Origin of the sequence: Enterococcus sp. LJL51 (assembly GCF_049894025.1) — a bacterium.
GTDB lineage: Bacteria > Bacillota > Bacilli > Lactobacillales > Enterococcaceae > Enterococcus_L.
In genome coordinates, this window is sequence record NZ_JBNEQE010000004.1 from 163,430 (window position 1) to 188,636 (window position 25,207).

Below are 25,207 nucleotides of genomic sequence, written 5' to 3' on the forward strand. Positions count from 1 at the left end.
AGATTTTTTACAATAAAGCGTATTTCTAAATGCAGTCCAGAAGAAAACTCACAGCTGCTTCAATCTTATCACTATCAACAATGGTCAAATTGTCTGCTGGTGTATGCATTACTGATTCCATAAGCATGAAGATATTTGATGCAGTAACAGCGACTGTTGGAATACCACATCCAGCAAATAACATGTGATCTCCCATCGGCCAAGGATCAATTTGCTCAACATCAGGAAAGTCACGGGCAAAGGAAGAAACAAGCTTCTCAAATTCTTCGCCGCATTCATAAAATGAATAAGAGGTTTTGCTATCCTGCATTCCCAGACCATCTACATTGAAAGCACAGATGAATTTATCTGGTTCCTGCAAATAAGTCGACATGTATGCCTTTTCACCAGGTGTAGAGTAATAATCTTCACCATTGAATAGGACAATTTCAATTTGATATGGAGTTACTATATTGGTTACACTGGAAGCCAGTACTAACAATGCTGCCACCCCGCTGGCATTGTCTAACGCACCTGGTGTATTAGGTTTTGTATCAATGTGTGCAGAAAATGAAATTTTTTGAGGTCCCTCTCCATAATGAGCAATTACATTTTTTCCATTGGATTCTTTACGCTCTGTAAAAAGTTGAAGTTTCGCAAACGTTGCTTCTCGCAAAATGTGGTCACTTTCTCCTTTTACAGCTGCACATGGAATATTGAAATCCCCATCCTGAATGATTGGCACTGCAACATCCGGTAAAAAACTCACCGTTATAATTGCTAATGGTTCCTTTTGCTCTAGCAGCCGAATAATTTCCTGATGCTTTTCGGGATTCCAGAAAGTAAAACTTTTAGGCATAAGCGGTTCTTCACACAGCTCGCCACTCATAATACAAATTTTTCTATGCAGTTCACTTGCTCGCAGACCTTCTATCGTATCCACATATACAATTTCACCTGCTACATCACAAGGTAACGAGTATTCTGCAGCTATGGTTTCTACTACCACACCATCGACCTCTAACCTTGCTCCTTCGTCTTTCCACGCTAGACAAGGAAATTCTTGTAATGTAACTTCAAACCCGATTTTCTCAAGCTCCGCTGCTGCATAGGCTACCGCTGCTTTGTTCGCCTCTGAGCCTGTCGGACGAGCACCAATATCCTCACACAGTCTCTTTAAATGCTTTTGGATCAACTTCTTTTTTACCGTCAATTTCCACACTCCTCTTTAAATATTATTTAAACTGCTTTTTAACCTCTTCAAACTTATCAAAAAGCAGATTTATTGCCATTCTCCTTGATAATTACAACAGTGGAAGCCAATATTTTCCCCAAATGAATAGCCCTAATTTCGATTGCTCTGTTACCTTTTCACCCCTCACCACCTACCATTTTTATACACCTGCTATATTTATCGACCACAACTGTCACAGTTATTTTTCGAAACCTCCTTTTTTAGAACGTTTTACTAATTCCACACGATTAGAAGGCCGTTTTTCCCTGACAACATAGAGAATCTCCGAATCGGCTTATCAGTATCAAAATGAATCATAATTTTGTCATCAATTCATCACGACTGACATTTTTGACTCGGTTATATAGGAAAATGTTCACAAATAGTAGGACAATAAAGTAGACAAGTGACCATCCTAAACTGGCATTCGTTTGGTAACTAATGACTGTAGCTGGCATGAAGAACACGAAACCTAAAAAAGTAGAGTAGTATAGACCTTTTCGGGGAGTTTTAGCTTTCAAACTTAAAATGGTCGATACTAAAACCATACTAAAGCTAGTCGCAAGCCCCACACCGATAAGCAGCACAAGCTGACTGGGCGTGTAAAATAAAAGCTGAGTCCCTTCAATCACAGAAAATAGGTTTGCCGCAATCAGATGAAGTGCTGCAGATACCAACAACATCACGATGGATACAAAGCATGGTACTATCGCTTTGCCCCAAAACAGAGCAGACACCAATACAGGAGTAGAAAGGATTGTCTCTCCAGTATTATAGGCCTTTTCTCCGCCAATCGAATAGGCAATCAAATTGGTAGGTATCCGAGGCATAATCAAAATAAGCAACAGGACAGAATAACTCAAATCATTGAGCCCATACATAAGCCACATTGTTAATTGTAATCCTGCCGGGCATAGGGTAAGTATCCCAAATTGAAATTGCAGCATTTTTAGGCTTTTCAGGTAATGTAGCTCATGGAAAAAAACGGCTTCTACTTGATTACGTATTCGAGAATCTCCCAAATGTTTGCGACCCCTACTTGAAATCGTTATCATTTCATACTTTGACTGTTTCTCAATTTCAATAATCGAAGGTCTGTCTATATGGAGGATTTTCAAAACCGAGTATAGGATGACACCTCCAGATGAACAAAAGAAGCCGATAGAAATCACTAATAGCCCCCTCGGTTGATTGATTTCATGATTCGTTAAAACTGTCAGTAAAATAACGAAAAAGAGCGAAAACACATAGCACAAAATTGTTGGCCTTCTTCCAGCTCGTTGAATTGTTTCTGCTTTTGAGCTACATAAAACGCCATAAAACGCAGCAACCAGTATCACAAATAAGAAGCCGCATAGAATGACTATCCAGCTTACAGGTGTCATTTCTTGAGACGTATCGGAAAAACTGCGAACGATAAAGATACATACTCCCATAGCTCCAGCATATACAAGCGCACAGATGACATTGTACAAGGCTTTACCAAGTAAAAATCCACTGGTAGATAGAGGAGTAGTCATAACAGATTCCAATGTTCCAGCTTCTCGTTCTCCTGCTATACTTTCAGCTGTCCATTGCTTTTGCATAGTAACACACATAAAAACTGCAAGCGTAAACTGCAACGCAAGCTCTTTGAAAAATAAAGGAAATACTCCGCCAATCCCCAGTATGCTTAGACCATAAAATATCAACAATCCCTTGTCTTTGAAAAATAGTTTTCTTTGGGTACGCATTACCGATGATAGAACTTTCATGTTTTCATACCACTTTCCTGTGCCAAATACAGCTTTTCAAGATTAAAAGTGCCATTTTTCTGATAATTCGGATCATTTTCCAGTATGTCGATGTCACCGGTAAAAATATTACGTCCATGTCGAAAGATAATGATTCGATCACATATCTTCTGAACCTCAGAAAGGTTATGGGTGGTGAGTAAAATAGTCGCTCCACTTTCCTTTGCAAGTTTTTTGAGCATCTCACGTAATTCCAAAGTAGCCTCCGGGTCCAAGCCATTAGTGGGTTCATCCAGCATTAGCAGTCGTGGACGATGAAGCATGGCACGGATAAGTGCGGTCTTCTTTTTCATCCCTGTAGAAAACCCCTTGACCGGCAAATCACGCTTGTCAGCAATTCCGAACTGCTCTAAAGCCGAATTGATACGAAGATTCGCTTCGTTGCAAGGCATACCATAAATATCTGCAAAATACATCAAATTATCATAGACTGATAAAGGCTCGTATAACCCAACCTCTTCGCTTAGAACACCACACATCGCGCGTATTTGATCACCATTCTTTCTCGGATCTAGTCCAAATACAGAGATACTCCCTTTATCCTGTCGAACCAGCCCTAACAACATCCGCAGTGTCGTCGTTTTGCCGGCGCCGTTATGTCCAAGAAATGCACATACCTGACCTTCTTGTACAGTTATATCCAACCCATTGATAGCTTTGATATTGCCAAAATTTTTCTCGACCTGGTTCATTTCAATCGATTGCATCAAACTACTCCCTTCCCCAGGTAAAAACAAGTTTTTTATTCAGTAACTGTTTCTACAATGATTTACGTTTTGAGCGGATAATTTACTTATAAGATTGCTGAGTTTAGCGGCTCTTTAGTACGTAGTAGTATAACATAGCAAAAAAAGCAATTTGCAGTAATCGACATAAACAGAGGGGATTCCTGTCATAAACATCCAGCAAAAAGCTTCCTTCATACTTTCCCGTCTCAGACCTGCAAATAAAAAAACAGTTAAGCAACACGAGCTGCTCAACTGAAAAATTTGTTTCTTTTAATAGGTTATTTTTAATTTCGATCATTGAGTACAAAACTAGAAGCTTTACTTGTCCTATAATCTCATAGGAGTGCTTCCTCTAAATGGCTTTTAAACAGATATCTTCTTTTTCCACTACAAAAATAACGTAAATTCCAAGACAAAACGTTGATCCTCAAAGCGATATTGCAAATCACCACTGTATTTTTCTACAATTCGTCGGATTATTTTCATGCCAATACCATGATTTGTATAATCCTTCTTGCGTGTGCTGAGCGTCATTGCTTGACCATCTATGCTATTTTCACACCATAGAACCACTACATTGTTTCGTTTTACCATATCAAGTCTGATATAAGATGCACTATCGCAATGATAACAAGCTTCTAGCGCATTATCTAATATATTTCCTAATAAAGCGGCAAAGTCGGTATCTTCAATTTCGATTTCCCGAGGCAAATTGATATCAAACTCACAGGTAATCCCTGCCTCCTGTGCTTTTTTGCATACGGCAGTCAAAAGCCCATTGATACCAACATGCTCTGTAAAAAAATAACCTTCATTTTCATATAACTGTTCAATCAATGTATTGATTTGTTCACCGGCTCTCTCTATTAATCCGGACTTCATATAGGCATTCATAACAATCAACTGATTCTTGATATCATGTCTGATAGCACGGATTTCATTCTGATGAGCTTCCAATTCTCGATAATGTGCATCACGAAAGCTGTCAAGCTGCCGCTGTAAAGCGTACTTCTGATTTTGCTTATAGTACAGCTCTTGTCGTATATACACCAGCAAAGCAATCACGTTGATGGCCAAAAATATCAAACCGATATAAGAAAAGATATATGAACCGAATTGCAGCAGATAACTGCAGGCTATCATACTTAAAATAGGAACAGTCAGTTCCAACGGATAGGTTCTAGTTGCAACCACCTTAAAATCAAATTTACGATACGTTATCCGAATAACAACTACAAACATAAAACACAAAACACCAGCTAATATGTTGATTAGACTAAACAGTTCACTCTCCAAAGTGATATCACCCATGTTCGTTTGGTAAATGGACAACATAAATGAACTAGCAAGTATTTCAGAAGTAAAGATTGGGATAAAGAAAAGTACTGCCAAAAAAAATTTTTTTCTCATGTTCCCATAAAACGACAGAAGAACGATCGCAATCACAATATACGTATTAGATAAGGCTAAGAGAGCGCGAATAAAGCTGTAAATAGGAAAATTCGTATTCAGAAAAATCCCGATTTGATTTCTGACTGCACCAGTCACTAAAAGAATCAAGATAATCCAGCTAAGCCGCCACTCCTTTTTCCGGACTAAAAAAATGCTGCAGTAAAAATCAAAGGTCCACATTGTAAATGCTCCAAAAGTCACTCCTTGCAAATAATCAAAAAAAACTGCCATATCTTTTTTACACTCCTCGTATGAAGGCGCGATACCCAGAATGGAAGGACGCATGGTATCGTTTGCCGATAGCAATTTTCGTACCTGATTGCAGCTGTACCTGCCAACTCTCCAATAATGCAACCTGCTCCAGATTGACCACAAAAGAATTATGTGCTCGAGCAAAAGGAATCCCTTCCACCTTGCTCATAGTCTCCTTCAGCGAGCCATTATATTCCATTTTTTCCCCATTTGACATATGGATTACTATTTTCCTGCCAAGGCTTTCAAAATATTCGATCTGGGCAAGCGGGACTGAATAAATTCGTTTCCGTAGGGAATACGTATATATCGCTTTTCTTTGCCTTAATAGACGAATGGCAGAATGAAGTGTAGCAATAACAGATTCATCATTTAACGGCTTTACCAAGTAACCAAATGCAAGTACATGAAATGCTTGAGACATCCGTTCCACATGACTAGTGATGAAAATGATCACTGCATCTTTATCCTTCTTACGAATCTGTTCGGCAGTTTTCATACCATCAATCCCCTCCATTTCAATATCTAGCAAATACACCTGAAAAGCATGATTACCACTGTTCAGATGAGCTAAGAGGTGTTCTCCTGAAAGAAATGAATGATAGGAATATTCATAATCTGTGCCTAAAAAAGCAATATCCACCAGATGGGCTAATGCTTCACAAATAATGTGTTGATCATCACAAATTGCAATATGTAATGAAGAATTTTTCTGTTCCATCCTCTATCTCTCCTTCATAGTATTAGTTTCTGTTCTCGTCAATCAAATAACTTCAATAGAAAATAGATAGAATGTTCTCTTAAGTATCAAGAAATCTGTACATAACTAACCGCTTCTGGAAAGCTTGTGAAAACACTTGAATCTCTGTACTCTTTTGGTATTTTTCTACTATGTAAGTATAACATTAACCATATTTACTATCATTCTATTTCTTATTCAAACATTCCTTTCTCGTTGCATATCTTCATTTTTAGAATCGATATTTTGTACTTAAAAATTACACTAAAAAACTTCAACATAAACAGCTTATATCCCATCACTATAACTAAAATGAACCTAAATTATTAACGAGTAAACGATACTTATATTTCCACAGTGTGTGTGACAAATTTTCGTTAACCTTTTTCATAAAGATTTCTCCTAAACTTTTTGATGCGGCGGCTGAGAAAACAACTTCAGCTAAACAGTTTAAGCGGCTTTTTTTACTATCACGCTGGAAGCTCTTTAGAGGGGTGTTTGTCACAATCTTGCATCACATACTAAAAAACCGACTATTCTTCCAATGTTCTCAGAAATAGCCGGTCTCTCCTATGCTTATTTTCTATTCATTTGCCTTCAAGGAGTCAATCATATCAATATGCTTCAGCTTGAAATGCGTGACAAGCATCACGATAATTGTAAAAGAAATGGTTAATACAGCAGAAATCACATAGGCTGGCCAATGAATAACCAGTGGAAAAATCAAATTTTCCATGGATGCCTGACGAATAATAAAGCCGGTCAGTACATACCCAATCCCATATCCAACGACGATTCCCAACAATGTAAAAATAATATTTTCTCTAATAATATACATCGTTACTTCCTTATCAAAGAATCCCAGAACCTTGATTGTGGAGAGTTCTCTAACTCGTTCTGAAATATTTATATTCGTTAAATTATAAAGAACGACAAACGCCAAGGAGCCTGAAAGTACTACAAAAATCAGAACCACCGGATCCAAATTATCAATCATGCCCTTTTGCGTCTCAATTTGACTGGACAGGAAGCTGGTATTCTGTACCTCTTTGGTTTCCAATAGCTTGCCTGCTAAGGTATTTTCTTCTTTTACTGTCATTTTTTTAGTCTTTAAAAGAAAAGCATTTTTTTCAAAGCTCTGACCGACAGCTGTTTCATAGTAGTCTTGAGAAACATAGAGGAAATGGCCCAAATAATTCTGTGTGATTCCAGCAACCTTGATTTTAACAGGTTCCTGATTCTCATCAAAGAAAGTCAGTTCATCGCCTACCTCTACATTAAACAGCTCCGCCAATTTTTCGGAAATGATTCCGCCGCTTTTCGGCAGAGAAAGCTTTTCTCCGGATAAGCTGCTTAAGTGGATATATTTTGAAAAATCAGCTTGATCTCCCGGCACCATCATCGTTACACTTTGTGTCGCTTGTCCTGCTTTTTTTAATTCCAGCAGCTGATTAACAGCCGGCATAAAAGAAGTAATTTTGGCTTCCTTATCAAGCACTGCTTCTACCTCGTCTGTGTTTCCATCGTCTAAGGTGACTACTGCCTGATAATCAATGATTGGACCAAACTGTTTATCAGTTACTGCCTCCAATGAATTCTTAATCCCAAAACCAGCTACCATAAGACCTGTACAACCAGCAATCCCAATAATTGCCATGACCATTCGGGACTTATAGCGGAATAAATTCCGATAGCTTACCTTTTGATTGAAGCTCAGTCTAGACCAGAGAGGAGTGATGTATTCTAGAAAAATTCGTTTACCAGGCTTCGGTGCCTTAGGCTGCAGCAACGCCGATGGACGTTCAGTTAATTCCTTCAGCAGAACGAGCAAAGCAGAGCCTAAAGTTGCAAACAGAAACGCAATACTAGCCTGAATAACAGGCACAGCTTCATAAAAGATATGAACATCTTTAAAATTATACTGATCGCTGGAAAGCTCAAACACGATTCGCGGTAAGGTGTTGGTTCCAACAACAACGCCTAATAGTACACCAATAATCGAGGCTGAAAGTGCATATAAGACATATTTTTTAGAAATCTCAAACTTGCTGTAGCCTAAAGCCTTTAAAGTCCCAATCTCTTTTCGATTTTCCTCTACCATTCGAGTCATCGTGGTGAAGGTAATCAGCGCAGCAATAAAGAAAAAGAAGACGGGAAAGACATCGGCAATAGCTGCGATACGGTCAGAAAGATCGCCGTATCCTTGAAAACCGATATTTTCTGTACGTTGATTATAGAAATAGGTAGGCGTTTTTAATGTCCGAAGTTCCTGCTCACCTTCCGCAACCTTTGCTTCTGCCTGAGTTAGCTCTTCCTGTTGTTCTTCTAAGAGCTTTTTGTTTTCATCCAGCTCATTTTGTCCAGTGATAATTTGCTGTAACGCAGCGGTCTTTTGTTCTTCAGGAAGAGGCAGCTGCTCCAGCTGTTGTTTCTGTTGATCCAGCTCATCTTGTCCAGCTTGAAGCTGAGTTTGCGCATCTGTCAGAGCTGTTCTTCCTTCTGAAATTTTTTCTTTGGCAGGTGTCAGCTCATCTTCAATTAAATTCTGCAGCTCCTTTAGACGGGCTTCAGGTCGACCGGAAAATTTTTTCTCAATCAGCTCCTGATTTTTCTGCATTTGCTCTTTATATTCTTTTTCATAAGTGTTTAACCCTTTAACATTATCAAAGGACAGATATAAAACAGCTTGTATATCCGCTGCAAAATTGGCTTTTGGCACATAGACAAAAAAATCTACATTTCCATCACCAATCGTGGTCATGCCCCGATCAGTCGTGTTGATGAACAATGGGGAATTTACAAAACCAACAATTGTATACTCCTTATTAGTTAGCTGTTCAGAATCATCAATTAAATAATTATCGCCAATTTTATAACCTGATTTTTCAGCCGCACTGTCCAGCACAACTTCTTTATCCACTTGAGGCAGCCGTCCTTTTACGACAACCAGCTGATTTTGTTTTTGCTCTTTATCATAGGAAAAAATCTGCACAACCTCATTTTTTTCGGGTTCTGCGTAGTAAAACTGCTTTCCTGCTTCTACTTCAATTCCAGAAATTCCTTTTAGTCGTTCTTCATCGGCTGCAGTCAATCCGCCAGTGGATAGGATCTGTAAGTCAGATAAGTGCTGCTTTTCGAAATATTGGCTTCCAGAAGTATTCAATACCGGTCCAGTCGTCTTCACTCCCACAAATAGAAGTGTTCCTAGAAAAATAATCAGAATAATCGCAATGAAGCGCCCTCTGGATTTTATTATTTCACGAAAAGCAGCTTTTAGATATGTTTTGTTTTTCATTCCTATTCAGCCCCTTACCAGATAATTTCATCAATCGACATCGGCGAATCATTGGTTTCGATTGAGCGGACTTTCGCATCATTGATGCGAATCACACGATCTGCGATTGGCGCTAATGCGGAATTATGAGTGATGATAAGTACTGTATTTCCTTGTTCTCTACTGGCATTCTGCAACAGCTTCAGGACTTGCTTCCCTGTCTCGAAATCCAGTGCCCCAGTAGGTTCATCGCATAAAAGCAGCTTAGGATTTTTTGCTAAAGCCCGGGCAATAGAAACCCGCTGCTGCTCTCCGCCAGAGAGCTGTGAAGGAAAATTGTTTAGTCGATGAGATAAGCCAACCTGGGCCAGCACCTCTTCCGGGTTTAATGCTGCTGGAGACACCTCTGTGGCCAGCTCCACATTTTCTTTGGCTGTCAGATTAGGCACTAAATTATAAAATTGAAAGACAAAACCGACATCTGTTCTTCGATAAGCTGTCAGCTGCTTATCAGAAAATTGAGCAATATCTGTTCCATCAACGATTACTTGACCTTCATCCGGCGAATCCATCCCGCCTAAAATATTTAAAACTGTTGATTTGCCAGCACCGCTAGGTCCTAAAATAATGGCTAACTCACCTTTTTCAATAGAAAAAGAAAGGTCTTCGTTGGCTACGATTTCCGTTTCCCCCATTTTGTATCGTCGATATTCATTCTTTATTTCAACATAACTCATTTAGGTATCCCTCTTTTAACACATCATGAAATAGACATGATGTTGATTTTTTAACATGATGTTAGTATACTCATTGTGTACTTTTGGAGCAAGCCTCAAATTTTAAAATTTTGTCATTAAATAGACAGATTCGAAAAATATGTTCATATAATTAAGAAGAGAGAGAAGGGATTGACATGGCTGGTACCCCTAATAACCGCCGGACACTATACACAAAAAAAGTCATCCGCAAAGAGTTTCTAGCTTTATTGCAAACCAAAGATTTATCAAGGATTACGGTTAAAGAAATCTGTGAACAAGCAGATGTCAATCGCGGCACCTTCTATAAATATTATTCTGATCCTTATGATTTGTTTCAGCAAATTGAGAACAATTTGATTGAAGAAATTATGAGCAGCATCCAAATCAATGAAAAGGCTCTGGATAGCTGGCTCGTCACTATTTTAACTATTTTAAGTGAAAACAAGGATGCCGTTCGTATTATTCTCAGCGGTAAAAATGAAAGCCGGCTGCTCAGTTCCATACTTGAACGGGTGCGTCCCCAAGCCTTTGAGCAATTTCGGCATATCTTTGCTGACTCCTCTCCTGACAGGCTGGATTTGTACTTCACTTATTTCGTTGACGGAACAATTGGGCTTATCGAAAATTGGCTAAAACGCTATTCTTACCTAACACCTGAGGAAACCTGCACAATGATTCTGACTCTTTTCTCCACAAAGATTCAATAGCATGCGGGGAAGGACTGGCAAACTTTGGTTGTTGATCTTCCCTTTTGACAACATAAAACAGAGAAAAGGATTTTATTAATATCCTTCTCTCTGTTTTCATTAACCTTCAAATAAATGGCGAACTTACCTATACTTCCGCCAATAAGCTTTTATTCTATCAGCAGAAAGCATTATTCCTCAAAAGCTGGTTCCACATATTTTTGGATAAAATCAATGCGGTCCTTGGCTTCCGGCATAAAGAGCGCCGTCATCGCAATCACCAAGTTTTTGCGGGAATTAACATAGATGATATTGCCGCCATCGCCCATTGCTGCGTAGCTATGAGTTGCTTCATCTATTACCCACCACAGGTAGCCGTAAGCCAGATTCGGCTCCAGCCAGCGGCTATGCTCTCTCGTGCTTTCCCCTATCCAGCTGGCTGGTATAATCTGTTGCCCTTCCCAGACACCATCATTTAAATAAAGCTGACCGATTTTTGCCATATCTGTAGTGGTTAACGTCAACCCCCAGCCGGCAGCATTCACTCCAGAAGCATCTGCCACCCAGCCACTGATATTCCGTGCTTCATAAAATGCAAGCTGTTCTTCCTGACTATGAAAAACCACGTCACTTTTTACTGAGATTCCCAAAGGTGCAAACAAAGCTTCCGCTGCAAAACTTCGTACAGATTTTCCAGTTGCTTTTATTAAAATTCCAGTTAAAATATCCGGTCCCACAAGAGGTGTATAGCGAAACGTCCCTTGTGAATCTTGACCGCCTAACAAATCTAAAGAAAATTTCACCCAGCTAGAGCTAGTAAAATACTCTGTATAAGGTTCAGTCTGATGCTTATAAGGTGCAGTCATCGTCATCAACTGCTTCACTGTTATCTGTTGTATTCCTTTTTCCCCGTCCTTAACTACATATTCCGGGAAAAAGTCCAGTACTTTCTGATCGATACTTTTAATGTAACCTCTTTCTACAGCAATGCCAATTAATGCGGAAATAATACTTTTAGTTACAGAAAAAACATGAAGAGAGCTCTCAGCTGTACACTCATTGAAATACTCTTCGTATACATTTTCGTCATTTTTCTGCACAATAATACCTGCTGTATTTCCGTATTCCTGATTGATTAATTCTCTTAAATTTGTTATTTTTTCATGCTTCATCCGAATTCCTCCTTTGATTGAAGGCGCCTTCTCATAAAGCATAACTTCATTAAAAATCCTTTTCAAGAGCTATTTTAAAATAAACTAAAAATATTTTTAGTTTGCTTAACCACGCAGAAAATTACCAAAAAAAACATTTTACAATGTTATAAATCAATTGTTTCCCTTTGACCTACCTCCAATAACTTTTTTATCTCTATCAATTTCTTTATTATTTTCGTTTTCCCAATTGCCCATCAATTAGAGTACCTGCACCAACACCTAGCGTATACGCCAGCATATCCGACCAAAGGAAGCCGTGACCTAAAACCAAACTCCCCAAAGTAGTCGTTCGAATTGTATTGATCCAATCAGCCTGATATAGCTGACTGATTTCAATCAACCAGCAAAAAAGTAGCGCTCCTATAAATAACACGAACCTTCTTTGTTTAGGAAAAAAGACACATCCTATTAAAAAAATCATTAGTGCCCACAGGCTGTCGCCTAAATACTGATTGACAAATGCTGGAAACAGCTGGGAAAAACGCCGTGAAAATAATCCCGCTCCCATCACAAGGAGTACGCCTATGCCGTAATAAATTCTATTTCTTTTAATCATTTATGCAACCTGCCTTTTTTCTTTCTACTCTTAAACTTTACCTTAGATTTAAGCCTTCAACAATCATCTCAATAAATGAGTATTGAATAAAATACAACTAAAAAAGAGCAACAGTCAAAAGCTTACGAAGTGCGTCCCCAGCCAGATTTAAAAATCTAACAATTAGTCCTCACTTCATTTTTCTTTTTGACTATCACTCTCTTAATTACCTTACTTTATTTTTCTTCGTCATCTAAAACTAGACTCTTAGCAATCTAGTTACTGCTCCATTTGCTTTTTCAGCTCATTCCGAACCCGTGTCAATTCTTCTTCTGTAATACGCTGGTAGGAAATTTCGTTCTGCATGAACCCTTCTCCTTTTAACTGATCCTGCTTTACAGCACTAAGAATCGAACGATAATCAAATGCGATGGTTTTCATCTCATCAAAGGTCAAGTCTGTTCTCATATGCTCGCCTAAAGCATCTAGTACATTCCCATATTTGGTAACTCCGGAAATAGTAAGAATCTTCCTCACCAGACCATCAAGCACTTTTCTTTGACGTTCCTGTCTGCCATAATCCCCGTTAGGATCATCATAGCGCATCCTGGAATAGGCCAGCGCCTTATCGCCATTTAAATAGACTTCACCGATATTGAAGCCATAGCCATCTTGAGTAAAGTTTATTGTATTACTGATATGAATGCCGCCTACAGCGTCAACTAAGTCCTTCAGCCCTGCCATATCAATCGAGACATAATGGTCTACTGGAATATCCAGCAGTTTTTCCACCGTAGCCATAGACATGGCTGCTCCGCCAAAAGCATACGCATGATTAATCTTATCTTCCATATCCTTACCGACGATTTCTGTATACGTATCCCTCGGAATGCTGACGATTGTCGTCTGTTTCTGTTTAGGACTGACCGTTACAAGCATCATCGTATCAGACCGCCCCTGATCTACACGATCCTCAGTCCCATTATCAATACCTAGCAGCAGCACCGAAAATGGCTCCTGCTGTTTTAAATCAACTGGTTCTTCACGCTTTGAGCTATCATGCCGTTTCACTTCTTCATAGCTCTTACCTGCGGCCTTTGAAATATCTGAATAAAACTTAGCAGCCAATCCGGCAGTCGAAATAATCAACAGCACAAAAAAGCCAATTAAAATAACAACAATTTTCCCCTTCCTTGTCACTCCATATCCCCCTTAGTTCAATCAAAATTAATAAAAAAACGAGCGTTCTCTCTTATAATTCTACTTTTACCGCCGAAGGAAAGCAATAGCTTCTTAATTAGATATCTCACTAGCCAGATATAAGACTAAAAAATAAATAACATAAAGAAAACAAAATAATCCTCTTGGAAACCTAAGAGGATTATTTTATCTATCTAAAAACTATTTATTTTCGTTTTCAAGAATAATAAAATACTCATATTTTATTTATGCATATTTTTGGAAAAATGCTTTCTTTTTTCTATTACCCACTCAGGATTTATTGATCATTGCAGGCATGACAGCCATAAATACTCAATAATAATCCGTGGTAGGGACATGTAGGATACGCAGCTGCTGACAGAGCACTCTCCTCCTCAAAAGATAACCAAGTAATCTGTTCTATTGTCAGTTCTTCAAGCAAAGCAATTAGCTGATTGACTACAGGAAACAGCAGTTCCTCTGATGGACAATAATCTAAGCTTTTCCAGCCGATTCTTTTTTTTATGCTAGTTACTGCCTGCAGTAAAAAACGTTTATCCTCTTCGAAGGACTGCTCAATCCACGATAGTCCAGAAAGCTTCAACAGAATTGTTCCTAATCCGATGCAGCTTTGATCATTCTCTAAAATGGAAATCGTTAAGCCCTTTTTGGCGGCTGTTTCAGCTAGTGAAAATGCACTTAACCCGAAGGTCGTTAATAAAACAGCTGTGAGGCCATTTGACAGTTGTATGCTTTCTGCTTGATTTTCCGATAAAATGATTAAATTACTCATTCACTAATTCCTCCGGTAATTTCCATACAGACTGGGATCATTTATACGTACACATTTTTCTTTCCAAGCTATCAAAAAGACTAAAAAGAGCAAAGCCCAGCAGTCCTATCATTACAATTCCCGCAAACATTTCTTCGTAATTCATTTTTGTCCATGCACTCAAGATAAGATAGCCTAAGCCAAACGTAGTATTATAATTCTCTGCAAAAAATAAAGCAGCTAAAGAAATACCCGTACTTACTCTAAGACTCGAAATTAAAGCTGGAATCAGCGCTGGAAAAAGCAGCTGCTGAAAAACTTGAAGCTTCGTACTATGGTAGTTTTCCATTACCTGATAATAGCCTGCAGGAATTTGATTCACACTATCTCGGATTGAAACAATCACTTGAATCGATATGATTGAAAAAATCAATAGAACTTTAGACAGATTCCCTAGACCAAAAAAAATCATAAATACAGGTAAAAAAGCGACTTTGGGTAAGGGATATAAAAAATACAGGATGGGGCCGAACAAACGACCGAACCAGCGGCTGCGGCTAAGTAAAATACCTAGAGGAAGACCGACTATCAAAGCAAATAGCAGCGCCACAGAAATTCTAGCTGCACTAGCTCCTGCATGAAGCAGCAACGGCTGTTTTATTTCCCATATTTCTTTCATCACCTGTATAGGTGTTGGTACAGCTCGATTACCTGTTATGACTGCCAGCAGCTGCCACAGCAGACCGATAGAGACAATACCAAATATACTAGTGCCTACTCTTTGCTTGATCATTTTGATCTCCTTATAACTTTTATTTAAGCTTCTATTTTTACTCCTAGCGGCTTTTTTACGAGCTTTAACAACATCCACTCAATCGATTTTAATCAGCACACTTACTATGCGAAACGATAAGAAAGTACCGTAAAAAATCTACATTAGCTATTTACTCTCGATACTTTTGTCATTTGCTATCAGCATTTTTCAAATAAAAAACGATTGCCACATAAAGTGTAATACAGTTTGTTTTAAATCACCAGAATGTTTTAGCAAAAAAGTGTTGAACAGATGCTTACCTAGTTAGTAATTAAATATGTGTGCGTGACCTTCTCAATTTTCATTCTATAATCTAAATACAAATAAATAGTGTTCCAAATCCCCACCCATGCGTTGATAATTAGTGCAGAGCGGGAGTCGTAAACTTCATAACAACTCTTCTGGAAATCGTCGACCTTTTCTCGAACTCCACGGATGAAAAATTTCAAATTGCAGCTGTCAAATCCTTATTTTTATATAAAAAAACTTCCTGAAATGTGACAATCATTTATCGTCTCTTTCAGGAAGCTGTTTACTAAATTAAACAGTATTGAAGGTGTAGCCAAACGTAGTAACCTGTTATAAGGATAGTTTATTTAAAGAAACTATCTATAATCTCCTTAATTTTATCCCCTTGCTTATCTAATAGCAGATGTGCAGGTACTTTTATCTCCGGGATATTTTCATTATTTTCAATCGGCGGAAAAGGCTCTGGAACAACTAATGCATCAACATTTCCAGAGTTTTGAGCTTCTTCCCATTTAAAGGTGATTTCATAGGTATCATCTAAGGCTTCATGAAGCTTTTTTTCTAATTTTGAGGTGTTGGGAATCCCCCCTAAATAATTGACGCTCAACAGCTGCTTAGCATATAAAACAAATGCGATTTTTTTCATTAATAATCCCTCCTAATAATTTTTTACTATTGCAACACTTAGACTTTCTACAAAATCATTTTATTTCATCAAGGATTTCTTGGTTGTCAATCAGCCAACTCTCAAAGCTTTCTTCTGAAAGCCCCTCTGAAGCATCCCATTCAATCTTACTAACGACTTTTTGTTCTTTGTAGATAATAAATGCAGGTGTTTGCATAAACTCGTATTTTTCTTTAAAAGCCAGCCATTTTTCTTTATCCTCTCGCAGATAGGAGCCTTCAACATAGAATAATTTATTTGCCAGCTGATACTCTCTCATTTTCTGCTCCAGAACTGGATAAAAAATCGAGCAATCCGGGCACTCTGCATTACCAATGTAAGCAAATACCAAATCTTCGGAATCAACTTTTTTCTCAAAGGATTGAACAGGGTAAGAAATTAAGTCTTTAAAAATCAAACGATTACTTTGTTCGACTGCCAACTGATCGCTCAGATAATCTGCTTCTGCTCTTTTTTGGCTAAACAAAATACCAAAGGTAATGCCGATTACTGTGAGAATTGTACCGATAAAATACATACTTTTCTTAACTTTATACTCTTCCTTAGTTTTCATTATATAATTCTCTAGGTGCTGCTTTTGGGCCTCCGTTTATTCGAGTTTTAGGAGTAGAAAGAGGTGAAGATTTATTTATACCCGCTCTCATTTTACACAGTAAATTCAACTTTTCAAGAATTTTCTGAGTGTAATACAATAGTTATAGAAATCAACAGAATCTCGCCGGTTGACTAAGTGAAAAACCGGATTTTTATGAACAGATATCCCGTCTCTATCCATAATCAGAATGGTCTCACCTAAAAATGCCGCTTCTTCTATATCATGGGTGACAGTAATCAATGTATTGCCTCTTTTCTTTTGCTCAGACAAAATGAAGCCCTGTGCTCTTTCTTTTGTTTCCTGATCAAGAGAAGAGGTCGGCTCATCCAATAGTAGAAAAGCCGGTTCCGTAATCAATCCTCTAGCCATTGCCGTTCGCTGCTGCTGTCCGCCACTCAACTGTCCGGGAAAGGAGTTAGCAAGGTCCGACAGCTCCAGCTCTTCCAGCAGCTTAGTTACTCTTTTTGTTCGTTCTGCTTTTGATACTTTTTTTAATTTCAAGGGCATTTCAACTGTTTGATAGACTGTCTGCCAAGGGAACAGCTGCAGATCCTGAAAGACAATTTCAATATTGCTTTCGGTAAGTCCATCATACTGAATTGTCCCTGCTAATGGCGTTTCAAACCCTTTCAGCAAAGACAAGAGTGTACTTTTTCCAATACCTGATTTTCCCAGTAAGGCATAGGTCCGACCTTTTTCAAAAGTAAAGGTTAGCTTATCAATCACACGTTTGTCTTTATAATCAAAAACAATTTCTTTTAATTTGATTTCCACGTTCATTCTCCTTTTGTGACTATTCTCACAACAGCTTCTATCTCTTTCTGTGGTATACTATATCCGGTATTATTTTGAAGAAAGTTAGGTGAAGCTAGTGTTTAGAACACTTGTATTCCATGAAGTCCGGCCTGCTGAAGAACTGACAGACAGTCCCCGTCCTATTTTAGTTAGCGATGGCTATCAAGACGCTCTGCCGCTGCCGCTTTTTGATAGTTTACCTCTATTTGAGGAAAAAATGAACTATCTGAAGGAACAAGGCTATCATACCTTAAGTATCGAAGAGGTGAAAGCCTTTTATGAAAAGCAGCAGCCCTTACCGGAAAAATCAGTTTTACTTACATTTGACGATTGCTTCCAATCTCTGAAAGAGCATGCTTATCCTGTACTAAAAAAAGCAGGCTTCAATGCGGTTGTCTTCGCCCCAACCGGCTGGTTATTTGATGAGCCTGCTCCTTATCAGGCAGAAGTCTCGCGGGCATTAAGCAAGCCAGAGCTGGAAGAAATGAAGGATGTGTTCGTTTATGCAAATCATACGAATCATTTTCATCAGCGCAGAGGTCGAGAGCTTTCTAGGCCCATGTGGGAGACACCGGCAGCCTTTGCTGAAGATTTGGCTGAGTGTAATACCTGGGTTGATCTAAAAGATGTCTTTGCTTACCCTTTTGGTTTATATGACCAGACGACTGTTGATTCCTTAAAAAAACTGAATTACACATTAGCATTTACAACAATTCCCGGCATTAATACGGAAGCAACGTCACCATTAGAGCTGCGGCGCGATGTGATTCCGTATACGCTGTCGCTAAATGATTTTAAAAAAATGATGGAAACTAAAGGAGAATAAGCATGAAGAAAATTTTGAGCAGTGCACTCATTCTGCTGAGCTTGGCAGGATTGGCGGCTTGCGGTAATAATGACAAAGACACAGAAGCAAGTACCTCCTCCAGTGCCGCAGAAGCAAAAGTTACCGACCAGACACTGACGATTGGTGTTTTGCCTGCTGAGTCGGCCATTCCGATTATCTTAGCAAAGGAAGAGGGCTTCTTTGAAAAACTGGGCTTAAACGTAGAGATTAGCTCATTCGCTTCACCAAATGACCGTAATGTTGCAATTCAGGCAAAAGAACTGGATGGTACAATCAGTGATGTGATGACGGAGGCAACGTTTAAAAAGAACGGCATCGATATGACTATTACTTCTGATATCTTAGAAGATTTTAAAATCCTGGCCTCTCCCGCTTCCGGTATTACGGATATGAAAGGTCTTAGCGGTAAAAAAGTTACCTTGGTTCCGAATTTTATTTTGGAATATATCATGGATGATTTTGCTAAAATGGATGATTTCACCTATGAAATCGTGGAAATCCCTTCTTTCTCAGCACGTTCTGAAGCTCTGCTGAACAACCAAGTAGACGGCGCTGTGTATACTGAGCCGCAGGCAAGCATGCTGGCGGATCAAGGTGCTATCGTTCTCGGCAGCTCCAAGGCTCAGGGAATTAAAGGTGGAACCATTCAATTTATGGACACCGCATTAAAAGACCGTCCGCAGGATATCGCAGCCTTTTATGAAGGGTACAATCAAGCAATTGACTATATGAATGACCATCAAGCCTCTGAATATGCAGATATTCTATCTGACTATCAATTTCCGGATGCGATGAGTAAATATCTAGATACACAGTCCGAAAAATATCCGTATGCGCAAGAAGTTCCCAAAGACCAGTTTGAGGCAATCATTTCTTGGACAAAGGAAAAAGGGCAGATTGAACAAGATTATACGTATGCTGAGCTGACAGATTTCAGCTACTTAAAACAATAAAAATTTTTAATTGAATGGTGTACCAAAAGCGTTTTTTCCTATTCCAAAGAGGTAGAACACTTCTGGTACACCGTTTGTTAACTATAGGGGATGAGGCAGACAGATGTCTCCCCTTATTTTTTTCAATACTGAAGAACTCTAAAAATAATTCATTTTTTATTTGTTCAACGCTGTTTATTTGCTGTTATTTGCCTAGCCTGCCCACTTACAGCTAAGAGAGCCTTCGAGAAAGCTTAATAACAAACTTATCTGAATAACCAGCAAGCTCGCTGCAATAATCCTCATGGTACAACGGACCTATCATTTGATAGTCTGCTGTTCTGTTCAAAAATTCCGGAACACAGTTCATAATTTCTTCGTTGCTCAGTACATGAAGAATACTGACATAGCTTCCAGCCTGCTTGATATGATTACTCTTCTTTTTACTCACCTTTTGAAAAATAAAGGAATGTTTAGGAACCGCCATCTTTTGTTTCAGTTCCTTCTCTTCAAACAACACCCCATACTGATACCCATAATTCAAATAATTGACGGATACTGGCTGCCCGCTTTTATCTTCTACAAAATAGTATTCCTCTCGTTCAAGCGGTTCTTCAAATAATTGATCCGTTCCGATTGTTCGAAAATGATTGAACCGGTCGGTCATAAATCTCAGCTGCTTATTCATTGCTTTCAATTCTGACAGCTTATTTTCAATAACAAGCTGCTGCTCTTTTAAAAGCTGCGCTTTTTGCTCCATATCCTCAGACTGCAGCATTTCGCGGATTTCTTTCAATGAAAGTCCCAGCTCTTGAAACAGCTTAATCGTACTAACTGTATCGCATTGATACAATCCATAAAAGCGATACCCGTTAACATCAACAAAGGCAGGCGCTAGGAGACCAATCTTTTCATAGTGAAATAGTGTTTTCTTAGATACTCTGCATAGTGTTGAAAACTCTCCAGTAGTATATTTCTCTTTCATTCTTCTCACCTCTTGACTATTCCCTTAGGGTATACCTTATAACTAGTATATCAATAATAAAGCAGGTGAGCGATATGTCAACAACTGAAACAGCTTTAAATAAAAAACTCTTCTTTTTTTCTCTGCCGCTGATTGGCAGTCTGCTGACTCAGCAGCTGTACAGCGCAGCCGATATGGTCATTGTTGGACAGCTTCTAGGTGCAGCTGAACTGGCAGCTGTCGGCAATGCTAGTACGATTGTACTACTCTTCATTGTTATTTCAGGCGGAATCGAACTAGCAGTAGAGATTATCTTCTCCCGTTATCTCGGACAAAAAGATGAACGAAGTCTCGCTAAAGGCACAATGAACATCTTGACCTTTGGACTGCTCCTAGGTATTCTTTTAGCGGTAATCGGTGTTTTTGCCCTGCCTTCTCTTTTTGATTTATTGAAAATTCCGACAGAGCTAATTCCACTAGCAAGAAGCTACAGCCTCATCTATTTACTGGGTGTTCCTTCCATTTACGTTTATGATATTTCCCGGGCAATGCTGATTAGTTTAGGTGAAGCAAATAAAAGTTTTTATCTGATCTTATCTTCTTCACTGTTAAATGTTTTTTTGAATATTTTCTTCCTTCAAGTTCTACATTTAGGCGTTGCTGGCGCTGCCTGGGGAACCATTCTTTCCCAAGGTCTTTTAATGTGTGTTAGTATCCGACTGCTTTATCAAAAATCCCGAAAAAATCCTTATTTTAAATTTAGCTTTGTGCTGGATTTTGCACAGCTAAAAGAATTAAGCCATATCGCCGTTCCATCTATTTTTCAGCAGTTTGTTATTACGGTCTCCTCCATGTTCCTTCAGGCATTTGTTAACCCTTTTGGCAACGAAGTCATCATTGGCTTTATAGCAGTAACGAAGGTATTATCCATTTCTCGAATCGTGATTTCAGGCTTTTCTCAGACTTTGTCCATCTTTTCCGCCCGGATGTTTGCAGGAAAAAAATTGGCGCAGCTTAAACAAACCTATACATTTTTAACTAAGATTTCTCTACTTTATTCGGGTGTTGTCATTATTATTTTTTTCCTCCTTTCCCGTCCCCTTTGTGACTTGTTCTTTGACAGCAGCAGTCATTCAGCCGGATTCCATTTTTTTAGAACCTATTTACTTTTTTCTTCTGGATCACTGCTGATGACCGTTTTCAAATTTATGAATGAAGGTCTTTTGAGAAGCAGTCTACGGATGAAGGAATATCTTCTCTGTAATCTTGGGGATTTACTTATTAAAATTGGCGGAACCTGGCTGCTGCTTCAAGTAGTAAGTACGCAAGCTTTCTGGCTTGGTGAATCATTGGGCAGAGCCTTTTCCATGATTCTCTCCTTCTATCTCATTTTCCGTTTTCAAAAAAATGAGCTTCTACCCTCACAAAAAAAGACAGGTTCGTATTCTGTCGAACCGTAGTTTTTTTATGAGTACCCTATGCTCTTCTGTCTTACAACTACTATGCGCCATAATAATAAATAGGGGCTGTGACATTAGTATGCCTCAGCCCCTTAACAATGGAAGCAGCACTTTAACTGCAGCTAGTAACAGGAGTGTGCCCTTCGGAAATAAGAGCGGCTCCAGGAAGATATCACTCAACCTCTACTCAATTCCCGCACTATACTTCTTGGTAATTTTCTTCTCATCAGTGTTTTTCCTCAAGGCAGAATCCTTCTGTCACTTCCGCATTTTTTCGATACGCCTTTTATTATTTTTGAATGGCCTTAAGGATTAGCTTAGTAATCTCCATCAAAACGACTGCGCCAATTGCCAGCCCTAAACAAATCATGATTTGATTGAATCCAAAATAAGCGGGAATCGCAAAAATTTCTCTTAAGCCAGGCAGCAAAGTCAAACTATATAATCCGCCACAGACCACAATCGCCAGTAGAACCATCTTATTTGAAAACAAACCCGCCTGAAACGCTGTTTGAGTATTTGATCTGGCTGGTAGCGTTTGTAGGGTACGGCTTAAAATTAAGGTTGAAAAAGCCATTGCAACTCCCATCTCTGGGGAATACTGCATTCCCAGCCATTGAGCAGTGATTACGCCGCAGGCAATGATAATTCCCCGATATGCAACTGAAATCAACGTCCCCCCAGCGAAAATACCAGCATTGGGATTGACTGGCTGGCGATTCATAATGGTTGGCTCAGCTTTTTCCATTCCTAATGCAATCGCTGGTAGTGAGTCGTTCACTAGATTAATGAACAGTAGCTGCAGTGCGGTAAATGGATTTACCCAGTTTGCAATTAGTGCGAAGATGATTGCAATAATTGCACCCAGGTTTCCAGCGAACAAGTAAGCAATCGCCTTTTTAATATTATCAAAAACGTTTCTGCCAACCTCCACGGCACTAACAATAGAGGCAAAATTATCATCCGTCAAAATCATCGCTGAGGCATCCTTAGCCACATCTGTTCCTGTACCCATTGCAATCCCGATATCCGCCTGCTTCAATGCGGGCGCGTCATTAACACCATCTCCCGTCATAGCGGAGATATGACCCTGCTGCTGCCAAGCCTGAACAATACGGATTTTATTTTCAGGGGAAACCCGGGCATAGACTGTCACCGATGATAAAATGGCAATCAGCTCTTGTTCACTCAAATCATCCAGCTCAGCACCCGTCAGCGCCCGATCTCCCTCTGAAAAAATACCAATATCCTGTGCAATTGCAACAGCAGTTGTCTTGTGATCACCAGTAATCATGATTGTTTTAATCCCCGCACTTTTGGCATCCTTGACGGCTTGAAAAACTTCTTTCCTAGGCGGATCAATCATTGCCAGCAAGCCGACTAGAATCAAGTCGTTTTCATCAGAAAGCGTAATCGCTTCATTTTTTACCGGTTTATAAGCAAAGGCTAGAACCCGCAATGCCCGCTGAGAGAACTGTTCATTTTGCTGTTGCAGCTGCTGCTTCATCTCAGCTGTCAATGGAACGACTTTCCCATTTAATAAAACCTGGCTGCTGCGTGCAAATACAATATCTGGTCCGCCCTTAGTCATTAATAGCAGTTCTCCATCAATGGTATGAAGTGTAGACATCAGCTTCCGGTCAGAGTCAAACGGCAGTTCTGCCATTCTAGGATAGTTTTCCCGTATTTCCTGATAGGGCTGATTACTCAGCTCACTGAAATCGATTAACGCAGTTTCTGTAGGGTCACCAAGTTTGCTGCCGTCTTCAGCGTAGACTGAATCATTGGCCAGAACACTAATTTCCATCAACCGTTTTTCATCTTCTGACCAACTATCAGGCATTGAATTAAAGGTTCCCGTTTGTCCATTTACTAAGTAATAATCCACCACAGTCATTTTATTTTGAGTCAGTGTTCCTGTTTTATCTGTACAAATAATGCTGGCAGAGCCCAAGGTTTCCACTGCCGGCAGTTTTCGGATAATGGCATTCTTTCTTGCCATAGTCTTCGTTCCAATCGACAGAACAATGGTTACAATAGATTGCAGCGCCTCCGGAATTGCTGCAACCGCAACCGCTACAGCAAACATAAAGGCTTGAACGATATCTTCAGTCATATTGCCTGAGCTATTTCCTAAAAACAAACGAGCCAGCTGAATTCCTAGAATAACAAGCGATAAACCTAGAATTGCCAGACTAAGCTTTTTACTAAAGCCGTCTAATCCTTTTTGCAGAGGGGTTTTCGGTTCAACTGCTGACTGCAGCAGCCCTGCTACTTGGCCAATTTCTGTCCGTCCTCCCGTTGCCGTTACTAAAAACTTTCCTCGTCCATACGTAACAATGGTTCCGCTGTGTACCATGTTTATTCGGTCGCCAATCGGCACATTGCTCTGAATTTCTCTTACTTCTTTTTCAACGGGTACAGATTCACCTGTCAGCATACCTTCATCAATTTTCAAAGCACCCGTTTCCAGCAGCCGTCCATCAGCGGGCACGTAGTCTCCAGCTTCTAAAAGAACCAAATCACCGGTGACTAGCTCTTTTGCCGCCACAGTTTGTTCCTGTCCATCCCTTAATACACGGGCATCAGGAGCCGACAAGCTTTTTAATGCCTCCAGCGATCCCTCTGCTTTCTTTGTTTGAACCACACTAACCACTGAGTTAAGGAGCAGAACAGCAAAGATAACCAATGATTCTACATAAGAGCCCATAACCATTTGAACAACGGCCACAATTAATAGAACAATCACCATCGCATCCTTAAAGGTTTCAAAAAACAGCTGCAGGCTGGATTTCTTTTTTGCCTCTTCCAGCTGATTAAAGCCGTCTTCTTCCAGCTTCAATTTGACCTGAGCTGAAGACAGCCCTTTTTCGCTGCTTTCTGTTTCTTTTAGTAATGTACTCAGACTCTGTCGGTAAGCACTCTTTTGCTCTTGTTTGTCAGTCATTCTAATTCCTCCAATAAAGTAATTGTTTAAACTCTGTACGAATCGATTCCAGCAGTCCTACAATGTTCTCCCCTTTCTAAATCAAAAGAGACCTGAGACAAGTAGTGTTTTACTTGTCTCAGGTCTCACCATTTCATACAATACCAGAAGACCATCTTCATGGTCGACTTACTGTTGATATTATCGCAGCATACTTCTACTGCTGGTTACTCCCCCGAGGGAATCATTCGATTGATAATCAGTTTACCTGAACAGAAATAGTTTTGCAAGTAGTCTGTTTAACAATTTTTCATAAGGTATAAA

21 protein-coding genes are annotated in these 25,207 nt (G+C 39.4%); 4 read left to right on the top strand and 17 right to left on the bottom strand.

Annotated elements, in window-relative coordinates:
• Window positions 1–25: 25 nt before the first annotated feature.
• The 7 genes from ACPWSO_RS06090 to ACPWSO_RS06120 form a co-directional block, all read right to left on the bottom strand.
• Window positions 26–1,192: a M28 family metallopeptidase gene (locus ACPWSO_RS06090; RefSeq protein WP_426081974.1), complete on the bottom strand. Its 1,167-nt coding sequence runs from the start codon at window positions 1,190–1,192 to the stop codon at window positions 26–28.
• 335 nt (window positions 1,193–1,527) lie between these two features.
• Window positions 1,528–2,967 carry a hypothetical protein gene (locus ACPWSO_RS06095; RefSeq protein ID WP_426081975.1) on the bottom strand — a complete coding sequence of 480 codons (1,440 nt, stop codon included), beginning with the start codon at window positions 2,965–2,967 and terminating at the stop codon, window positions 1,528–1,530.
• A complete protein-coding gene (locus ACPWSO_RS06100) occupies window positions 2,964–3,713 on the bottom strand; it encodes an ABC transporter ATP-binding protein (RefSeq protein ID WP_426081976.1) in 750 nt (249 codons plus the stop codon). Before ACPWSO_RS06100 ends, ACPWSO_RS06095 begins: the two co-directional genes overlap by 4 nt.
• A gap of 408 nt (window positions 3,714–4,121) precedes the next feature.
• Window positions 4,122–5,417 carry a sensor histidine kinase gene (locus ACPWSO_RS06105; protein WP_426081977.1) on the bottom strand — a complete coding sequence of 432 codons (1,296 nt, stop codon included), beginning with the start codon at window positions 5,415–5,417 and terminating at the stop codon, window positions 4,122–4,124.
• A gap of 7 nt (window positions 5,418–5,424) precedes the next feature.
• The gene (locus tag ACPWSO_RS06110) at window positions 5,425–6,159 is read right to left on the bottom strand and encodes a LytR/AlgR family response regulator transcription factor (RefSeq protein ID WP_426081978.1); all 735 of its coding nucleotides are present in this window, start codon (window positions 6,157–6,159) and stop codon (window positions 5,425–5,427) included.
• A gap of 601 nt (window positions 6,160–6,760) precedes the next feature.
• Entirely contained in the window at window positions 6,761–9,472 is a 2,712-nt protein-coding gene (locus tag ACPWSO_RS06115) for an FtsX-like permease family protein (protein WP_426081979.1), read from the bottom strand.
• A 14-nt stretch (window positions 9,473–9,486) separates the two neighbouring features.
• Window positions 9,487–10,188, bottom strand: coding sequence for an ABC transporter ATP-binding protein (locus tag ACPWSO_RS06120; protein ID WP_426081980.1), 702 nt, complete (start codon window positions 10,186–10,188; stop codon window positions 9,487–9,489).
• Window positions 10,189–10,364: 176 nt separating this feature from the next.
• On the opposite strand from ACPWSO_RS06120, the gene ACPWSO_RS06125 reads away from it, so the two are divergent.
• Window positions 10,365–10,916, top strand: coding sequence for a TetR/AcrR family transcriptional regulator (locus tag ACPWSO_RS06125; protein ID WP_426081981.1), 552 nt, complete (start codon window positions 10,365–10,367; stop codon window positions 10,914–10,916).
• A 170-nt stretch (window positions 10,917–11,086) separates the two neighbouring features.
• Here ACPWSO_RS06125 and ACPWSO_RS06130 read toward each other — a convergent pair whose 3' ends face one another.
• From ACPWSO_RS06130 to ACPWSO_RS06165, 8 genes are all read right to left on the bottom strand, one after another.
• Entirely contained in the window at window positions 11,087–12,067 is a 981-nt protein-coding gene (locus ACPWSO_RS06130) for a serine hydrolase domain-containing protein (RefSeq protein WP_426081982.1), read from the bottom strand.
• 211 nt (window positions 12,068–12,278) lie between these two features.
• Window positions 12,279–12,665, bottom strand: a complete 387-nt coding sequence (locus ACPWSO_RS06135; protein WP_426081983.1) for a DUF2809 domain-containing protein — start codon at window positions 12,663–12,665, stop codon at window positions 12,279–12,281.
• Window positions 12,666–12,923: 258 nt separating this feature from the next.
• Window positions 12,924–13,844, bottom strand: coding sequence for an LCP family protein (locus tag ACPWSO_RS06140; protein ID WP_426081984.1), 921 nt, complete (start codon window positions 13,842–13,844; stop codon window positions 12,924–12,926).
• Window positions 13,845–14,142: 298 nt separating this feature from the next.
• Window positions 14,143–14,637, bottom strand: a complete 495-nt coding sequence (locus ACPWSO_RS06145; protein WP_426081985.1) for a hypothetical protein — start codon at window positions 14,635–14,637, stop codon at window positions 14,143–14,145.
• A gap of 37 nt (window positions 14,638–14,674) precedes the next feature.
• Window positions 14,675–15,409 carry an ABC transporter permease gene (locus ACPWSO_RS06150; RefSeq protein WP_426081987.1) on the bottom strand — a complete coding sequence of 245 codons (735 nt, stop codon included), beginning with the start codon at window positions 15,407–15,409 and terminating at the stop codon, window positions 14,675–14,677.
• A 613-nt stretch (window positions 15,410–16,022) separates the two neighbouring features.
• Window positions 16,023–16,325 carry a hypothetical protein gene (locus ACPWSO_RS06155; RefSeq protein WP_426081988.1) on the bottom strand — a complete coding sequence of 101 codons (303 nt, stop codon included), beginning with the start codon at window positions 16,323–16,325 and terminating at the stop codon, window positions 16,023–16,025.
• 55 nt (window positions 16,326–16,380) lie between these two features.
• Window positions 16,381–16,917, bottom strand: a complete 537-nt coding sequence (locus ACPWSO_RS06160; RefSeq protein WP_426081989.1) for a thioredoxin family protein — start codon at window positions 16,915–16,917, stop codon at window positions 16,381–16,383.
• 105 nt (window positions 16,918–17,022) lie between these two features.
• Complete coding sequence (locus ACPWSO_RS06165; protein ID WP_426081990.1) at window positions 17,023–17,733, bottom strand: ABC transporter ATP-binding protein; 711 nt, start codon at window positions 17,731–17,733, stop codon at window positions 17,023–17,025.
• Window positions 17,734–17,830: 97 nt separating this feature from the next.
• Here ACPWSO_RS06165 and ACPWSO_RS06170 point away from each other — a divergent pair, with 97 nt between their 5' ends.
• Entirely contained in the window at window positions 17,831–18,580 is a 750-nt protein-coding gene (locus tag ACPWSO_RS06170; protein ID WP_426082076.1) for a polysaccharide deacetylase family protein, read from the top strand.
• Between the two features lie 2 nt (window positions 18,581–18,582).
• Window positions 18,583–19,554 (top strand): ABC transporter substrate-binding protein, encoded by a 972-nt coding sequence (locus tag ACPWSO_RS06175; protein ID WP_426081991.1) that lies wholly within the window; start codon window positions 18,583–18,585, stop codon window positions 19,552–19,554.
• A 211-nt stretch (window positions 19,555–19,765) separates the two neighbouring features.
• Here the strand turns inward: ACPWSO_RS06175 and ACPWSO_RS06180 are convergent, their stop codons facing one another.
• Window positions 19,766–20,518: a MerR family transcriptional regulator gene (locus tag ACPWSO_RS06180; RefSeq protein ID WP_426081993.1), complete on the bottom strand. Its 753-nt coding sequence runs from the start codon at window positions 20,516–20,518 to the stop codon at window positions 19,766–19,768.
• Between the two features lie 74 nt (window positions 20,519–20,592).
• On the opposite strand from ACPWSO_RS06180, the gene ACPWSO_RS06185 reads away from it, so the two are divergent.
• Window positions 20,593–21,957 (top strand): MATE family efflux transporter, encoded by a 1,365-nt coding sequence (locus ACPWSO_RS06185; protein WP_426081994.1) that lies wholly within the window; start codon window positions 20,593–20,595, stop codon window positions 21,955–21,957.
• A gap of 289 nt (window positions 21,958–22,246) precedes the next feature.
• Here ACPWSO_RS06185 and ACPWSO_RS06190 read toward each other — a convergent pair whose 3' ends face one another.
• The gene (locus tag ACPWSO_RS06190; RefSeq protein ID WP_426081996.1) at window positions 22,247–24,904 is read right to left on the bottom strand and encodes a cation-translocating P-type ATPase; all 2,658 of its coding nucleotides are present in this window, start codon (window positions 24,902–24,904) and stop codon (window positions 22,247–22,249) included.
• Window positions 24,905–25,207: the final 303 nt, after the last annotated feature.

What these genes read in the sequence shown, in the direction of transcription:
- ACPWSO_RS06095 (WP_426081975.1), bottom strand. Translation starts at nt 2,967, where the DNA reads ATGAAAGTTCTATCATCGGTAATGCGTACCCAAAGAAAACTATTTTTC.
- ACPWSO_RS06100 (WP_426081976.1), bottom strand. Translation starts at nt 3,713, where the DNA reads ATGCAATCGATTGAAATGAACCAGGTCGAGAAAAATTTTGGCAATATC.
- ACPWSO_RS06105 (WP_426081977.1), bottom strand. Translation starts at nt 5,417, where the DNA reads ATGGCAGTTTTTTTTGATTATTTGCAAGGAGTGACTTTTGGAGCATTT.
- ACPWSO_RS06110 (WP_426081978.1), bottom strand. Translation starts at nt 6,159, where the DNA reads ATGGAACAGAAAAATTCTTCATTACATATTGCAATTTGTGATGATCAA.
- ACPWSO_RS06115 (WP_426081979.1), bottom strand. Translation starts at nt 9,472, where the DNA reads ATGAAAAACAAAACATATCTAAAAGCTGCTTTTCGTGAAATAATAAAA.
- ACPWSO_RS06120 (WP_426081980.1), bottom strand. Translation starts at nt 10,188, where the DNA reads ATGAGTTATGTTGAAATAAAGAATGAATATCGACGATACAAAATGGGG.
- ACPWSO_RS06125 (WP_426081981.1), top strand. Translation starts at nt 10,365, where the DNA reads ATGGCTGGTACCCCTAATAACCGCCGGACACTATACACAAAAAAAGTC.
- ACPWSO_RS06130 (WP_426081982.1), bottom strand. Translation starts at nt 12,067, where the DNA reads ATGAAGCATGAAAAAATAACAAATTTAAGAGAATTAATCAATCAGGAA.
- ACPWSO_RS06135 (WP_426081983.1), bottom strand. Translation starts at nt 12,665, where the DNA reads ATGATTAAAAGAAATAGAATTTATTACGGCATAGGCGTACTCCTTGTG.
- ACPWSO_RS06145 (WP_426081985.1), bottom strand. Translation starts at nt 14,637, where the DNA reads ATGAGTAATTTAATCATTTTATCGGAAAATCAAGCAGAAAGCATACAA.
- ACPWSO_RS06150 (WP_426081987.1), bottom strand. Translation starts at nt 15,409, where the DNA reads ATGATCAAGCAAAGAGTAGGCACTAGTATATTTGGTATTGTCTCTATC.
- ACPWSO_RS06155 (WP_426081988.1), bottom strand. Translation starts at nt 16,325, where the DNA reads ATGAAAAAAATCGCATTTGTTTTATATGCTAAGCAGCTGTTGAGCGTC.
- ACPWSO_RS06160 (WP_426081989.1), bottom strand. Translation starts at nt 16,917, where the DNA reads ATGAAAACTAAGGAAGAGTATAAAGTTAAGAAAAGTATGTATTTTATC.
- ACPWSO_RS06175 (WP_426081991.1), top strand. Translation starts at nt 18,583, where the DNA reads ATGAAGAAAATTTTGAGCAGTGCACTCATTCTGCTGAGCTTGGCAGGA.
- ACPWSO_RS06180 (WP_426081993.1), bottom strand. Translation starts at nt 20,518, where the DNA reads ATGAAAGAGAAATATACTACTGGAGAGTTTTCAACACTATGCAGAGTA.
- ACPWSO_RS06185 (WP_426081994.1), top strand. Translation starts at nt 20,593, where the DNA reads ATGTCAACAACTGAAACAGCTTTAAATAAAAAACTCTTCTTTTTTTCT.
- ACPWSO_RS06190 (WP_426081996.1), bottom strand. Translation starts at nt 24,904, where the DNA reads ATGACTGACAAACAAGAGCAAAAGAGTGCTTACCGACAGAGTCTGAGT.